This window comes from Streptosporangium sp. NBC_01755 (assembly GCF_035917995.1).
Classification (GTDB): domain Bacteria; phylum Actinomycetota; class Actinomycetes; order Streptosporangiales; family Streptosporangiaceae; genus Streptosporangium.
This window is the reverse complement of sequence record NZ_CP109131.1, coordinates 6501416-6518338: the sequence shown is the minus strand read 5'-3', so window position 1 is coordinate 6518338 and position 16923 is coordinate 6501416. Positions and strand designations below refer to the sequence as shown.

Sequence of the window (16923 nt, the reverse complement as noted above, 5' to 3'; positions counted from 1 at the left end):
CGTTAAGAGGAAGGTCGTCGAGCATGCCATTCATTCGGTGAAGTTAGGCCGATGGCGACTCGGCAAACTCCTAGTCTTTAGAGGGCCTGGCGAGCCGGCCGCGCCCACGGGCCGGGGCCCCGGGAAAACTAGTGATCCCCCTAACATCGCCGCGATACCGTGCGGGCACGCCGATGTGCAGGACACAGAGACGTTCACGGCGACGACGGATCCGCACCGGAGCAGACACCCGCGTGTCACCGGCTGTTCGGCAGCCGGGCTCCCGCGATGGAGGTGTGTGTGATGGGCGAGGGCCGCAAGCCACTGCTGTTTGTCAGCAACGCGGGGGTCGGTGTCTTCAATCCCCTGTGCGTGATCGCCGCCGAGCTGGCCCGGCGTGGTACGGAGGATCTATGGTTCGCGACGGACGAGTCCCGCAGGGCCGAGGTCGAGAAGATCGACGAGGGAAGCGGCGTGCGATTCGCCTCGCTCGGCGAGACCGATCCAGAGCAGTCCCCCAGTGACTGGGACGACGAGATGTACCGGCAGGTCACCCAGCGGTCCCGGTGGAAGGCGCACCGCGCGGTGGTACGGCGCGGGTTCTCCCCGGAGAGCGGAAAGCAGAAGTATCTGGCACTCGACGCCCTGGTCGAAGAGCTCAACCCAGCCCTCATGATCTTCGATAGCCTACACTCCGTCGCGCTCCTGGTAGCGCTCAAGAGGAAGATCCCATTCGCCCTCAGCTCGCCTTTCATGCCGAGCAATCTGCTTATTCCGCGTGGGTTCCCCATGCTGCACACCGGCCTGCCGTTGAATATGTCGTTTCCGCAACGGGTCCGCAACACCGTGTTCAAGCTCCGGGCCGGGATGATGTTCCTGCACCCAAAGATGCTGAGGCGCGTTCTTGAAGGCGCCTCAAAGGTGAGACAAGGTCTGCTGCCACGGGAGATTCTCGGTCTATCGGCGAAAGTCGATCACGCCGATCTCGTCCTGTGCTACACGGTCTTCGGGCTGGAGTATCCCTTTCCCGTTCCGGATAAGTTCCACCTGGTCGGCGCCATGATCCCGCCGTTGCCGGAGGCGCCGGACGACGACGACCTGTCCGGTTGGCTCGACGCCAACCCCTCCGTGGTCTACATCGGACTCGGCACCATCACACGGCTGACCCGCCACGAAGTACACGCGCTGGTGGAGGTCGCCCGCCGGTTGGACGGCAGGCATGCCGTGCTGTGGAAGCTGCCGACCGGGCAGCAACACCTGCTGCCCCCCAGGGACGAGCTGCCACCGAACCTCAGGATCGAGAGCTGGGTCCCCTCGCAACTCGACGTGCTGGCCCATCCCAGCGTCAAGCTCTTCTTCAACCACGGCGGCGGCAACGCGTTCCACGAGGGCCTGTACTTCGGCAAGCCGCAGGTCATCCGGCCGCTCTGGGTCGACTGCTATGACCAGGCGGTGCGCGGCGTGGACAGCGGGGTCAGCCTCACGGTGAACGATCCGCAGACCATCGACGTCGATGATGTGATCGACAAGATCACCCAAGTGCTGGGCAACCCTGCCTTCCGTGAGCGCGCCGAATTCTTCGCCAAGGTGCAGCATGAGGCGGGAGGCGTCCGAGCAGCCGCCGATCTGATCCTGGGCAACCCGGCGCTGAAATGATCTGACAGGTACTGCCGAAGGACGTGGCGACAGCATGGAAACGCACAATGGCGATCCGATATCCATCGAGTTCCCGAGGCGGCGACGCGGGCAGCTCTCTCCCCCGGACGAGTACGCCTCACTCCGGGAGCAGTCGGGACTGGTCAAGTCGGCGCTGCCCAACGGCAGCACCGTGTGGCTGGTCACTCGACATGATGACGTGCGCACTGTGCTCACCGATCCCCGGATCAGTGCCAGCCCCTTGCACGAGGGCTTTCCGACGATCGGGCGCAACGGGACGGTGCCGCCGCCCGACCAGATTCCCGGCTGGTTCGTCGCGTACGACCCGCCGGAGCACACCCGCTTCCGCAAGGCTCTGATCCCTGAATTCACCGTACGGCGGATCGCTGAGCTTCGCCCGGCCGTCCAGCGGGTCGTCGACACCTGCATCGACGACATGCTCGCCACCGGCACCACCGCCGACCTGGTGTCCGCGTTCGCGCTGCCGGTGCCGTCGCTGATCATCTGTGAGTTGCTCGGCGTGCCGCGTACGGACCGCGAGCTTTTCGAGTCGAGGACGCGCATCCTGGTGACCTTCACGTCGACCGACGATGAACGCGAGTCCGCGACCAGGGACCTGCTGCTGTACATCTCCAAGCTGATCGCCATGAAGCAGCGGTTCCCCGGCAGGGACCTGACCAGCCGGCTGTTGTCCGCCGGGGTGCTGACCCCCAAGGAGATCTCCGGCGTCGCCCTGCTGCTGCTGATCGCCGGGCACGAGACGACGGCGAACAACATCGCGCTCGGCGTGGTCATGCTGCTGCTGAACCGGCAGTGGGTCGGCGCGCCGGGGGTGGTGGAGGAAGTGCTGCGCTACCTGTCCGTCGCTGACCGGGTGGCTCTCCGCGTGGCCATTGAGGACATCGAGATCGGCGGGCACGTCATCAAGGCCGGCGAGGGCATCGTGCCGCTCGGCGCCGCGGCGAACCACGACCATGCCACGTTCGAGCGGGCCGACGAGTTCGATCCGAGCCGTTCGGCCCGCCACCACGTCGCGTTCGGGTACGGCGTGCACCAGTGTCTCGGGCAGAACCTCGTCAGGGTCGAGATGGAGGCCGTCTTCACGTCCCTATTCCAGCGGATTCCGACCCTTCAGCTCGATCTCGCGGTCGAGGACCTGCCGTTCAAGTACGACGGTGTGCTGTTCGGGCTGCATGCGCTGCCGGTCCGTTGGTGACGGAGCGGCAGGCCCCGGCCGGTCACCTGTCAGACCCGGTCTTTCAAAAATGAGGAATGTCATGCGTGTCAATGTGAACGCCCAGCGCTGCATCGGTGCCGGCCAGTGCGTGCTCATCGCGCCGGAGGTCTTCGACCAGAGCGACGAGGGAACCGTCATCGTTCTGGTCGAAGACCTGGACGATTCGGCTCAGGCCGTTATGCGGGAGGCCGTCGTGGCCTGCCCGTCCAGGTCCATCTCGCTGGCCGAAAGCTGAGAACCGCACCGAGCGGGTAACCGCGAGCTGACCGCACGAATCCGACCCGGCCGGGTGGACGCACACCCGGCCGGGTCAATTGGCGTTCCGGACCGTCCCACTACCTCGGGTCCCGCCGTCATGGTCCCGCGCCCACGAAACGGGACCATGACGGCGGAACGTCCGGCGGGACGGCGAGACCATGACAGCGGGACGTCCGGCGGGACGGCGCGGCTCATTGGAGCCCGCCGTCGAGGGCCGCCCGCACCAGCTCGTCGAGCCCCATCGAGTCGAGCGCGTCATCGGCGTCCTCATCCGTCTCGGTGGACGTCGCCTCCGGGTCGCCGGCCAGGTGCAGCAGCGCGTCCAGCACGCCGATCTCCCTCAGCTTGGCCATGGAGAGCGAGGCGAACATCGCCCGCACCCGCGACTCCTCCTCATCGACGCCCGAGGCCGCGCCCGTCTCCGGCAGGAGCTGCGCGATCACGTGACCGGCGAGGGCCTCCGGAGTCGGGTAGTCGAAGATGAGCGTGGAGGGCAGCTTCAGCCCCGTCAAGGCCGTGAGCCGGTTACGCAGCTCGATCGCGCTGAGGGAGTCGAACCCGAGGTCCCGGAACGCCTGATCGGCGCCGATCGCCTCGCGACCGGAGTGCCCGAGAACCATGGCGATCTGGCCGCGCAGCAGGTCGAGCAGCACGCCAAGCCGTTCGGAGCCGGCAAGGCCGGCCAGCCTGTCCCGCAGGGCGGACGCCGACTGCGCGGCCTCCTGCCCCGAGCCTGCCGACTCGACCAGCTCATGATATCCCGGCAGCTCACGCAGCAGCCGGCTGGGCCGGCCCGCCGTGTAGGAGCGGACGAACCGCTCGTGCTCGATGTCGGCGACCACGGCGACCGGTTCGCCTCCGGCGACGAGGCCGCTCAACGCGGCGACCGCCAGCTCGGGGTCCATCGGGCGCACGCCCATCCGCCGGGACGCCTCCTGCGCCGCGGCCACCTCCGCCATACCGCCGCCGGCCCAGGCCCCCCACGCCACCGCCGTGGCCGCCAGCCCGCGCTCGCGCCGCCGCTCGGCCAGGCCGTCCAGCACCGCGTTGGCGGCGGCGTAGTTGCCCTGGCCGGGGCTGCCGAGCGTCCCCGCCGCGGACGAGAACAGCACGAACACCGGCAGATCCAGGTCTCGCGTCAGCTCGTCCAGCACGACCGCCGGTGCCACCTTGGCGCGGAACACCGTCTCGAACCGCTCCCGGGTCAAGCCGTCCACCACGCCGTCGTCGACCACGCCCGCGGCGTGCACCACACCGGTCAGCGGGAACTCGGCCGGGATGCCGGCCAGTACGGCGGCCAGTGCGTCCGGGTCGGCCGCGTCGCAGGCCGCGACGGTCACCTGGGCGCCCAGCCTCGCCACCTCGTCGCGCAACTCGGCGGCGCCGGGGGCCTCCATCCCCCGCCGGCTGACCAGCACCAGGTGCTCCGCACCATGCCGGGCCAGCCAGCGGGCCAGATGTCCACCGAGCGCGCCGGTGCCGCCGGTGATCAGTACGGTTCCGGACGGCGTCCACTCGTCGGGCCCGTCGGCCTGGCCGACGGGGTCCTGCACCAGCCGCCGGGCGTACGTGCCGGAGGCCCGGATGGCGATCTGGTCCTCGCCGTCCAGCCCGGCCAGCACGCTCGCCAGCCGCCGCGCCGCTTCCCGGTCGAAACCGTCCGGCAGATCGATCAGGCCGCCCCACCGCTGCGGGTGCTCCAGCGCGGCGACTCGGCCGAGCCCCCAGATGGCGGCCTGCGCCGGATCGCGCAGGACGTCGCCGGGATCGGCCGCGACCGCGCCTCGGGTGAGGCACCACAGCGGCGCGTCGATGCCTGCATCGCCCAGCGCCTGGATCAGCAGGGTCGTCAGGGCGAGCCCGCAGGGAAGCCCGGTGTCCCCGATGCCTCCACTGTTCACGGTGTCCCCGGTGTCCCCGGTGTCCCCGGTGTCCCCGGTGTCCCCGGTGTCCCCGGTGTCCCCGGTGTCCCCGGTGTCCCCAGACTCCCCGGTGTTCCCGGACTCCCGCAATGCCAGGAACGAGACCACTCCGGCGAACGGCCGGGCGCCGGCGTGCGCGCCCAGCCACTCGGCCAGCGCGGCCCGATCCCGGGTTACGGCGGCGAGGTCGGCCACCTCCATGCGGACCACGTCGGCACCGAGCGTGTCGATCACCGAGCCCGTCCAGGCGTCCGCGCGCAGTTCCTCGGGGAGCACCACCAGCCAGGGGCCGGCCGGGCCGGCCTGTGAGGTCCGGCCGAGCGCGACCGCGTCGTCACCGGTGAGGGGCTTCCAGACGATCCGGTACCGCCAGGCGTCCACGGTGGATCTCCGGCGCCGCTCCCGCCGCCACGACGACAGCGCCGGCAGCACCTTGGTCAGCGCCTCATCGTCCACGTCGAGCCGCGACGCCAGCGCCTTGGCGTCCTCCTCCTCGACGGCCGCCCAGAATTCGGCGTCCACCGGGTCCACCGCGCCGCCCGGGTCCGCCGCGCGGGTCCGGCCCGGGTGGCCCGCGTCGGGCCAGAACCGCTCGTGCTGGAACGCGTACGTCGGCAGGTCCACCGGCCGGGCGCCGGTACCGGCGAAGAGCGAGGCCCAGTCGGGGCTCATCCCGTGTACGTGCAGCCGGGCGAGTGCGGTGACGAGGGCCCGGTGCTCGTCGCGGTCCCTGCGCAGCAGGGGGACCAGCTCCACCTCGGCCTCCGCGGGGATGGTGTCACGGACCATCGCGGTCAGGGTCCCGTCCGGGCCGATCTCGATGTAGCGGGTCACCCCCGCCTCGTGCGCCGCCCGAATCCCGTCGGCGAACCGTACCGCGCTCCGTACGTGCGCCACCCAGTAGTCCGGGGAGCACAGCTCGGCCGTGACGACGCCGCCGGTCACGTTCGAGATCACCGGGATTCGCGGTGCGGAGTAGGAGATGCCTTCGGCGACCGTCCGGAAGTCCGCCAGCATCGGCTCCATCAGCGGCGAGTGGAACGCGTGCGAGACCCGCAGCCGCCTCGTCCGGCGCCCGCTCTCCGCCAGCGCGCCCGCCACGTCGAGCACCGCCTGCTCCGCCCCGGCTATCACCACGGACTCCGGGCCGTTGACCGCGGCGACGGAGACCAGGTGCTCGTGTCCGGACAGCGCCCGCAGCACCTCCTCCTCGCCGGCCTGGACGGCGACCATCGCGCCGCCGGCCGGAAGCCGCTGCATGAGCGCGCCCCTGGCCGCCACCAGCGCGCAGGCGTCCCCGAGTGACAGCACGCCCGCGACGTGCGCCGCGGCCAATTCGCCGACCGAGTGTCCGATCAGCAGGTCAGGGGTGAGATCCCAGGACTCCAGCAGGCGGAACAGGGCCACCTCGACCGCGAACAGCGCCGGCTGGGTCCACCCGGTCCCATCGAGCAGCCCGGCCTCGGGGGTGCCCGCCGGGGCGAACAGGATCTCCCGCAGCGGGCGGTCCAGCCTGGCGTCCAGATGCGCCAGTACGGCGTCGAGCGCATCGGCGAAGACCGGGAACCGGTCGTAAAGCTCGCGGCCCATCTCCGCCCGCTGGCTGCCCTGGCCGGTGAACAGGAACGCCGTCTTGCCCGGTCGCCCGATCCGGCCATCGATCACGTGCGGAGCCGGGTCTCCGTCCGCCACCGCCGTCAGGCCGTCCACCAGCTCCGCACGGCTACCGGCCAGGACGGCGAGCCGCTGCCGGAAGCTCGACCGGCTGGTGGCCAGGGAGTACGCGAGGTCGGCCAGGCCGAGATCGGGGTGTTCGACGAGGTGATCGAGCAGGCGTAGCGCCTGTGCCCGTACCGCGGCCGGAGTCTTGGCCGACAGCGGGACCGGCAGGAGGCCGGGAACCGCCGCGACGGGCATCCCGCGAAGCCCCATGGCGGACCCTGGCGGCTCGGCGGACTTGGACGACCCGGTGAAGTCGGCGGGAGGCGCCTCCTCAATGATCACATGTGAGTTCGTGCCGGTGGCTCCGAAGGACGAGATCCCGGCCCGGCGCGGGCGTCCGGAGTCCGGCCACGGCCTGGCCTCGGTCAGCAGCTCCAGCGCGCCCGCCGACCAGTCCACGTGCGACGACGGCGCGTCCAGGTGCAGCGTCCTCGGCGCCACCCCGTTCCTGATGGCCATGACCATCTTGATCAGTCCGGCGACTCCGGCCGCCGCCTGAGTGTGCCCGATGTTGGACTTGATCGACCCGAGCAGCACCGGCCGTTCACGGTTCTGACCGTAGGTCTCCAGCAGGGCCTGCGCCTCGATCGGGTCGCCCAGCCTGGTGCCGGTGCCGTGCGCCTCCACCACGTCCACGTCGGACGGGGCCAGCCCGGCACCGGCCAGGGCACGGTGGATCACCTTCCGCTGTGACGGGCCGCTCGGCGCGGTGAATCCGTTGGACGCGCCGTCCTGGTTGACGGCCGAACCGCGCAGGATCGCCAGCACGCGATGGCCGTTGCGCCGGGCATCCGACAGCCGTTCGACGACGAGCATGCCGACGCCCTCCGCCCAGCCCGTGCCGTCGGCGGCGTCGGAGAACGCCTTGCACCGGCCGTCCGGGGACAGTGCCCCCATCTCGCCGAACTCGACGAAGCCCACCGGGGTGGACATCACGGCGACCCCACCGGCGAGAGCCAGCGAGCACTCCCCGGACCGCAGCGCCTGCGCGGCCAGGTGCAACGCCACCAGCGACGAGGAGCAGGCGGTGTCCGCGGTCACCGAGGGTCCCACCAGGCCGAAGGTGTAGGACAGCCGGCCGGAGATCACGCTGGCCGCCTGGGCCGTCTGCGCGTGGCCGTGATGATCGCGGGGTGGCTGGTAGTCACCACCGGTGGCGCCGACATAGACGCCCACATCACTGCCCCGCAGGCCGGCGGGCTCGATGCCCGCCCGTTCGAACGCCTCCCAGGCGGCTTCGAGCACCAGTCGCTGCTGCGGGTCCATCACCATCGCCTCACGGGGCGAGATGCCGAAGAAACCCGGGTCGAAGTCGGCGACGTCGTAGAGGAAACCGCCTCCGGCCGCCGTGCTGCGGCCACGCCCGTCGGCGTCCCCACCGGACAGAGCGGCCAGGTCCCAGCCCCGGTCGGCGGGGAACGCGCCGACCGCGTCCACCTCGCCGGTGACCAGCCGCCACAGGTCCTCCGGTGAGCGGACGCCACCCGGATACCGGCAGCTCATGCCGACGATGACGATCGGGTCGTCCGAGAGCGCGGCCGGCACGGGTGCTCGGCTCTCCTCGCCGAGGCTCTCCTCGCCGAGCACCCGGCCCGCCAGGTGTTCGGCGAGTTCCACCGGTGTCGGGTGGTCGAAGACGAGCGTGGCGGGCAGGGTCAGCCCGGTCGCGGCGTTGAGCTGGTTACGCAGGTCGACCGCGGTGAGAGAGTCGAACCCGAAGTCCCGGAAGGCCCGGTCGGCCTCGATCGCGGCGCCGTCCGTGTGCCCGAGGACCGCGGCGGCCCTGGTCACCACCAGTTCGAGGACGAGGCCGGCGCGCTCGGCCGCCGGCACCCCGAGAAGACGGTCCCGGAGCGCGGCCGCCACGGTGGGTTCGCCGTCGTGGGCGCCGCCGCCCGCCGCCTCGATCGCCCGCCGGGCCTGGGGAAGCTCGTCCAGCAGCGGGGTCGGCCGCGACGCGAGGAAGGCCGGGGCGAACCGGTCCCACGCCACGTCGGCGACCGTCACCGCGCTCTCGCCGTTCGCGACGACCCGGCCCAGCGCGCTGAGTGCGAGCTCCGGCGCCAGGGCGGGCAGCCCGTTCACCCGCAGGTGCAGGTCCATTCCCCTGTCTGTGGTCACGCCGCTGTCCGCCCATGCCGACCAGGACACGGTGGTTCCCACCACGCCTCGGGCGCGGCGCGCTTCGACCAGTGCGTCCCGGACCGCCTCCGCGGCGGCGGCGACCCCTCGGCCGGCGACCCCCCAGACGCCGGAGAGCGAGCAGAACAGAACGAACGCGTCCAGCTCCCGGTCTTCCAGCAGGGAGTCCAGGTGCACCGCCCCGGCGGCGTAGGCCGCGGCGGTCGCGGCCATGTCCGCCGGCTCGGCCCCTTCCAGGGGGGCGGCCTCGGCCGGTTCCTCGGCGTAGATGACCGCGTCCGGCGGGAACTCCGCCAGCAGGGCGGCCACGGCCTCCCGATCCGCCAGGTCGCAGTGCCTGATCGTCACCCGGGGATCCGCGCCGGCGGGCTCCACCCGATCGGCGGCCCCCAGCGGCTCCGCGGGCTCCGTCAAGGCGGGGCGCCCGGCCAGCACGACTCGGTCGGCGCCCGTGTCGGCCAGCCAGCGGGCGATGCGCTCGCCGGAGACTCCCGTGTCCCCGGCGACCAGTACCGTGCCACGAGGCCGCCACGACCGGTCGGCGTCCCCGGCCGGGGACGGGACGAGCCGGCGGCCGAACACTCCGGAGGCGCGCACGGCGACCTCGCTCTCGCCGTCCGGGCCGCCGGCCAGCATGCCGGCGAACCGGGCGACGGCCCGCCGGTCGAGCGGTTCGGGCAGGTCGATCATGCCGCCCCAGCGTCGGGGGTGCTCCAGCGCCGCCACCCGGCCGAGGCCCCAGACCGCGGCCTGACCCGGGCTCGGCGGCGAGTCGGATCGGCCCACCGACACCGCGCCTCGGGTGACGCACCACAGCGGCGCGTCGACACCCGCGTCGCCCAGCGCCCGCACCAGCGCGGCCGTCAACGCCACCTCGGGCAGGCCGTCTTCGGGCAGGCCGGCACCGCCCGTCCCGGCGAGCGCCAGCAGGGAGATCACACCCGCCGGCGCCCGGCCGTCGGCGTCCGGGCCGCCGAGCAGCTCGACGAGCTGTGCGGCCAGCCTCGCGTGGTCGGTGTGCGTGACGTCGAGACGCATCAGAGCATCGGGGCCCGCCAGGGCGGCGCCCACGGCGTCGAGCGCCTCCGCCCACGCCCCCTCCTCCGACCGGCCGGCCGGGACGGCCACCAGCCACCTCCCGGATGGGACGGCGGACGGCACGGCGGCCAGGGGCTTCCACACCACCCGGTAGCTCCAGGAGTCCAGCAGGGTGTGCTCGCGGCGCGAGCGGCGCCAGGATGACAGCGCGGGCAGCACCGTGGACAGCGAGTCCGCCTCCAGATCCAGCGTGGCCGCCACGGACGTCAGGTCCGCACGCTCGATCGCGGCCCAGAACTCGGCGTCCACCGGGTCCCCCGCCGAGGCGACGGCCGGGGCGACGGCCTCGGGCCAGTACCTCCGGCGCTGGAAGGCGTACGTGGGCAGGTCGACGCGGCGCGCGCCGCATCCGGTGAAGAGGGACCGCCAGTCCACCGGCAGCCCGTGGACGTGCAGCCGGGCCAGCGCGTCCACGACCGACGCCTCCTCGCCGCGGTCCTTACGCAGCACCGGCACGACCAGGGTGCCGGCCTCGGTGCCGTCGGCCGCCAGGCAGTGCTGGGTCAGCGCGGACAGCACGCCGTCCGGGCCGAGCTCGACGAACGTGCTCACGCCGGAACCGCGCAGGGTGCGCACGCAGTCGGCGAAGCGGACCGCCTGCCGAGCGTGGTCGACCCAGTAGTCGGGTGAGCAGAGCCACTCGGCGGCGACCGGTTCGCCCGTCAGGCCGGAGACGAGCGGGATGGCCGGCGGTGAGAACCCGAGCCCTCGTACGGCCCGGCGGAACTCCTCCAGCATGGGGTCCATCAGCGGCGAGTGGAACGCGTGGCTGACGGCCAGCCGGGTGGTCTTGCGGCCCTCGGCCGCGAACCGGGCGGCGACCTCGGTGACCGGCCCCTCCACCCCGGCGATCACCACCGCCGACGGTCCGTTGACCGCGGCGATCGACACCTCGTGCTCGTGCCCGGCGAGTATCGGGAGAACCTCGTCCTCGGTGGCCTGTACGGAGACCATCGCGCCCCCGGCCGGTAGCACCTGCATCAGGCGCCCCCTGGCGGCGACCAGGGTGCACGCGTCCGCCAGCGTCAGCACACCGGCGACGTGCGCCGCGGCGATCTCACCGATCGAGTGCCCGGCCACCAGGTCCGGGCGCAGCCCCCACGACTCCGCCAGGCGGAACAGAGCCACCTCGATCGCGAACAGCGCGGGCTGCGTCCACTGGGTCTGGTCAAGCCGTTCGGCCTCGGGCGAGCCCGCCTCGGCGAACAGGATCGTCCGCAACGGGCGGTCCAGCTCGATGTCGAGCTGCGCGAGCACCGCATCCAGTGCCTGCGCGAACACCGGGAACCTGGCGTACAACTCCCGGCCCATGCCGGGGCGCTGGGAGCCCTGACCGGCGAACAGCATCGCCGACCTGCCCGCGACGGCGGTGGCCTCGCCACGCGCGATCTCCGACACTCCGTCGGCGGTGGCCAGCAGCACCGCGCGGTGCCGGAACATCGACCGGCTCGCCAGCGAGTAGCCGACGTCCACCGGATCGAGGTCGCGGTCGGCGGCAGGTACCCGATCGAGCTGGGCCCGCAGCGCCTCCCGGGTCCGGCCGGAGACGACCCACGGCACGACCGCGGGAACCTTCCGCTCGTCAGGCCGCTCGGCCGGCTGTCCTTCGCCCTGCTCGTCGAGGGACCGCTCGCCGGGGGACCGCTCACCGGGGAACCCCTCGCCGGGGAACCGCTCATCGGGGGACCGCTCGTCCAGGGGCGCCTGCTCCAGGATGACGTGGGCGTTGGTGCCGCTGATCCCGAAGGCGGAGACGCCGGCCCGCAACGGTCGCTCCTTCCGCGTCCACCGCTGAGGCTCGGTCAGCAGCTCGACGGCCCCGGACGACCAGTTCACGTGCGACGTCGGCACCTCGACGTGCAACGTCTTGGGCAGCATGCCGTGCCGCATGGCCAGCACCATCTTGATCACACCGGCGACACCCGCCGCCGCCTGCGTGTGGCCGAGGTTGGACTTGATCGCCCCCAGCAGGAGCGGGTGGTCCCGCTCCTGGCCGTACGTCGCCAGCAGGGCCTGTGCCTCGATCGGGTCGCCCAGCGCCGTGCCGGTGCCGTGCGCCTCGGCCGCGTCGACCTCTGCCGGGGACAGCCCCGCCGCGGCCAGTGCCTGCCGGATCACCCGCTGCTGCGACGGGCCGTTCGGCGCGGTCAACCCGTTCGACGCCCCGTCCTGGTTCACCGCCGACCCGCGTACGACGGCGAGGATCGGATGACCGCCCCGCCGCGCGTCCGACAGGCGTTTCAGCACGAGCACGCCGACGCCTTCCGACCAGCCGGTGCCGTCAGCCGAATCGGAGAACGCCTTGCACCGCCCGTCGGGGGCCAGACCGCCCTGGACGCTGAACTCGACGAACGAGTCCGGGGTCGACATCACCGAGACACCGCCCACCAGTGCCAGCGAGCACTCCCCGCCGCGCAGGGCCTGCGCGGCCCAGTGAAGGGCGACCAGGGAGGACGAGCACGCGGTGTCGACGGTGATCGCGGGCCCCTCCAGCCCCAGCGTGTAGGACAGCCGCCCTGACATGACGCTCGCCGTGGTGCCGGTGGCCACGTGCCCCTGCACGTCCGCGCCGGAACTCTTGAGCAGGCCGACGTAGTCCTGGCCGTTGGTGCCCACGAAGACGCCGCCGTCGCTGCCCCGCAGGTCGAGGGGATCGATGCCGGCCCGCTCCAGCGCCTCCCAGGACGCCTCCAGCACCAGGCGCTGCTGCGGATCCATCGCCAGCGCCTCACGCGGTGAGATGCCGAAGAACTCGGCGTCGAACTCGGTCGCGTCCCGCAGGAAGCCGCCGAGGCTCGTGGCCGACATCCCTCCGGCGAGCGCCTCCAGGTCCCATCCCCGATCATCGGGGAACGAGGAGACGCCCTCCCTTCCGTCCACCAGCAGCCGCCACAGCTCCTCGGGGGAGCTCACCCCGCCGGGGAACCGGCAGCTCATGCCGACGATCACGATGGGGTCGTCGGCGGCGTGTGCCGTCACGGCCCGCGACCCGGGCCGCGACTCCTCGTGCGGCATCGAGCCGAGCAGTTCGGCCAGCAGGAAATCCGCCAGCGCGCTGGGGGTGGGATAGTCGTACACCAGCGTCGCGGGCAGGGTCAGCCCCGTCGTCGCCGCCAGCGCGTTGCGCAGTTCGACCGTGGTCAGCGAGTCGAACCCCAGATCCTTGAACGGGCGGTCCGGCGCGACGCCGTCCGTGTCGGCGTGGCCGAGTACCGCGGCCACCCGGCCGCGCAGCAGGTCCAGTACGGCCCGGCTCCGCTCGGCGGCGGGCAGGTCGGCCAGCCGCCGCCGGAACGCCCGCTCCGTCGTGACGGCCCCGTCCGCCCCGGTGCCGATGGCTCCGCCCTCGGTCGCCCCGGCGGCCGCGATCACCTCAGGCAGGTCGCTCACCAGCGGATGGCGCCGGATCGCGGCGAAGGCGGCGACGAAGCGAGGCCAGTCGACGTCGACGACGGTCAGCGTCGTGTCCTCGTGCTCGATCGCCTGCCGCAGCGCACGGATCGCCAGGTCCGGAGGCATCATCTCCAGGCCGACCCGGCGCATCCGGTTCTCCACCACGGCGTCGTCCGCCGCCATGCCGGCCCCGGCCCACGGGCCCCAGGCGATCGACGTCGCCGGGAGGCCCAGCCCGCGCCGGTGCTCCGCCAGCGCGTCGAGCACGGCGTTGGCGGCCGCGTAGTTGGCCTGGCCCGCGGCGCCGAAGGTCGCGGCCGTGGACGAGAACAGCACGAACGCCGGCAGGTCCAGCCGCTCGGTCAGTTCGTGCAGGTTGAGTGCGGCGACGGCCTTCGCCCGCAGGACCGAGGAGAGGTGCTCCGGCGTCATTCCGTCCAGCATTCCGTCGTCGACCACTCCCGCCGCGTGGAAGACCGCGGCCAGCGGCCGTTCCTGCGGGATCCCGGCCAGCACGGCGGCCAGGGCGTCGCGATCGGCGACGTCGCAGGCCACGACGCTGACCTGGGCGCCGAGGCCGGCCAGCTCGTCCCGCAGTTCGGTCGCGCCCGGGGCGTCCGGTCCGCGGCGGCCGACCAGCAGGACGTGCGCGGCACCGGCGCCGGCCGCCCAGCGGGCGAGGTGGGTCCCCAGTCCTCCCGTGCCTCCCGTGATCAGTACGGTGCCCGCGGCGATCCGCGCGGCGCCCGGTGAGGCGGCCTCCCGCCCGGCGAGCTCCTCGCCGAGCGGAGCGCGCACCAGCCGTCGGCCGAACACCCCGGAGCGACGTACGGCGAGCTGGTCCTCGCCGTGCCCCTGAGCATCGGACAGCACGCCGACCAGGCGGGAGACGGTGACGGGGTCGAGGGTCTCCGGCAGGTCCACCAGCCCGCCCCACAGCCTCGGCTGCTCCATCGCCGCGGTCCGGCCGAGACCCCACACGGCGGCCTGCACCGGCCTGGACACCTGTTCCGAACGCCCCACCGACACCGCGCCACGGGTCACACACCACAGGGGGACGTCGGCCCCGGCGTCACCGAGCGCCTGCGCCAGCGCGACCGTCAGCGCGAGACCGGCCGGAACCCCTGGATACCCGGCGAGGTCGTGCTCGTCCAGTGCCAGCAGCGACACGACCGCGGCGGGCCTGGAACCGTCGGAACACAGCTTTCGCAGGCGCGCGGCCAGTTCCGCCCGGTCGGTGTCGCCGACCTCGATCCGGTCGGTCTCCGCGCCCAGCGCGCCCGCCAGCGAGGTCACCCACTCATCACCCGCCGGCCGCGCCGGGACCACCACGAGCAACCGGCCCCGTACCCGCGCGGAGGGCGTGGCCGTCGAGGTGGGCGCCGACTCGGACAGCGGCTTCCAGACGGTCCGATACCGCCAGCCGTCCACGGCGGAGCGCTCCCGGCGGTCACGGCGCCACGAGGACAGCGCCGGGAGCAACGCCTCCAGCGCGTCGCCGTCGACGTCCAGCCCCTCCGACAGCGCCGCCACGTCGCCGCGCTCGACGGCGTCCCAGAAGCCGGCGTCCGCCGTACCGCCGGGCGCGCGTGTGCCGGACGCCACGGTGTCCGGCCAGAACCGCCGGTGCTGGAAGGCGTAGGTCGGCAGGTCGACCGTCTCGGCGCCGGTGCCGGTGAAGAACCCTCGCCAGTCCACGGCGAAGCCATGGACGTGCAGCCGGGCCATCGCGGTGGTGATGGCCTGCTCCTCGGCACGATCCCGGCGCGACACCGGGATCGGATGCGTGCCGGGCCGGTCGGTGAGGCAGTCGGCGGCGAGGGCCGTGAGAACGGCGTCGGGCCCGAGTTCGAGGAAGGTGGCGACACCCTGCTCGGCCAGCCACCGCACGCCGTCCGCGAAGCGGACCGGCCGGCGGATGTGCGCCACCCAGTATTCGGGGGAGCAGAGCTGCTCCGCGGTCGCCGCCTCACCCGTCACGTTCGAGACGACCGGAATCTCCGGGGGCGCGTACGACAGGCCTCGCGCGACCCGGCCGAAGTCGTCGAGCATGGCGTCCATTCGCGGGGAGTGGAACGCGTGGGAGACCTGGAGCCGCCTGGTCCTGCGTCCTTCGGCGGTGAACCGCGCCGCGATCTTCAGGACGACTTCCTCCTCGCCGGCGACGACCAGCGACGCCGGGCCGTTGACCGCCGCGATCGAGACCTGCTGCTCGCTCCCGGCCAGCAGCGGGAGCACCTCCTCCTCGCCGGCCTCCAGCGCGACCATCGCCCCACCGGCGGGCAACGCCTGCATCAGGCGGGCACGGGCCGCCACCAGGGTGCACGCGTCCGGCAGTGACAGCACTCCGGCGACGTGCGCCGCGGTGATCTCCCCGATCGAGTGCCCCGTGAGGTAGTCAGGCCTGACTCCCCAGGACTCCAGCAGGCGGAACAGGGCCACCTCGAAGGCGAACAGCGCCGGCTGGGTGTAGCCGGTCTCGTCCAGCAGGGCGGCCTCCGCCGTACCCGCCGGGGCGAACAGCACCTCGCGCAGCGGGCGATCCAGATCCGCGTCCAGGTGGGACAGCGCCTCGTCGAGCGCGTCCGCGAACGCCGGGAAGCGGTCGTACAGCTCCCGGCCCATCTCCGCGCGCTGGCCGCCCTGGCCGGTGAACATGAAGGCCAGGGAACCGCGGGCGGCGCCGTCGTTTCGGGGGCCGTGGACGACGGCCCCCGAAACGACGGCGCCGTCCAGCGGCTCTTCGGCCAGCGCCCGCAACCCGTCGATGATCTCCTGGCGCTCCCGCCCGATCAGCGCCGCGCGTTGGTCAAGGTGCGACCGCGAGGTCGCCAGGGAGAAGGCGACGTCTGTGGGGTGGAGACCGGGCGACTCCTCCAGCAGGGACAGCAGCCGCCCCGCCTGGTAGCGCAGGGCCTGCTCGTTCTTGCCCGACACCAGCACGGGGACGACGACGGGCTCGGCCTCCCGGACCCGGGCGGCGGTGGGCGGCGCCTCTTCGAGCACCGCGTGGGCGTTGGTGCCGCTGAGTCCGAACGACGACACCGCGGCCCGGCGCGGGTGCCCGGCGCGCACCCATTCCCTCGGCTCGGTGAGCAGCTCGATGGCGCCGCTGGACCAGTCCACGTGCGAGGACGGCTCGTCCACGTGCAGCGTCCTGGGCAGCAGGCCGTGCCGCATCGCCATGACCATCTTGATCACGCCGGCCACACCGGACGCCATCTGGGTGTGCCCGATATTGGACTTGACCGACCCCAGCAGCAGCGGACGGTCCGCGTCCCGGTCCTGGCCGTAGGTCGCGAGCAGCGCGTGCGCCTCGATCGGGTCGCCCAGCGCCGTCCCGGTCCCGTGGCCCTCGACGACGTCGACCTCCGTCGGCGACACCCCGGCGTTGGCCAGCGCCTGCGTGATCACCCGCTGCTGCGACGGGCCGTTGGGCGCGGTGAGTCCGTTGGAGGCGCCGTCCTGGTTGATCGCCGACCCGCGGATGACCGCGAGAATCGGGTGCCCGTTGCG

Annotated in this window: 4 protein-coding genes (1 of these 4 running past the window's edge); 3 read left to right on the top strand and 1 reads right to left on the bottom strand. The window is 72.7% G+C overall.

From position 1 onward, the window contains the following. Positions 1-282: 282 nt before the first annotated feature. The 3 genes from OG884_RS30765 to OG884_RS30755 all read left to right on the top strand — a co-directional run bounded on the left by OG884_RS30765 (position 283) and on the right by OG884_RS30755 (position 3107). Entirely contained in the window at positions 283-1635 is a 1353-nt protein-coding gene (locus OG884_RS30765) for a glycosyltransferase (protein ID WP_326638673.1), read from the top strand. 34 nt (positions 1636-1669) lie between these two features. Next, positions 1670-2851: a cytochrome P450 gene (locus OG884_RS30760; protein ID WP_326638671.1), complete on the top strand. Its 1182-nt coding sequence runs from the start codon at positions 1670-1672 to the stop codon at positions 2849-2851. Positions 2852-2912: 61 nt separating this feature from the next. Beyond that, positions 2913-3107 carry a ferredoxin gene (locus OG884_RS30755; protein WP_326638669.1) on the top strand — a complete coding sequence of 65 codons (195 nt, stop codon included), beginning with the start codon at positions 2913-2915 and terminating at the stop codon, positions 3105-3107. 214 nt (positions 3108-3321) lie between these two features. Here the strand turns inward: OG884_RS30755 and OG884_RS30750 are convergent, their stop codons facing one another. Further along, on the bottom strand, positions 3322-16923 hold the 3' portion of the coding sequence (locus OG884_RS30750) for a type I polyketide synthase (protein ID WP_326638667.1). The gene runs 15702 nt beyond the window's last position; only the last 13602 of its 29304 coding nucleotides appear in the window; the start codon falls outside the window, past its right edge; the stop codon is at positions 3322-3324.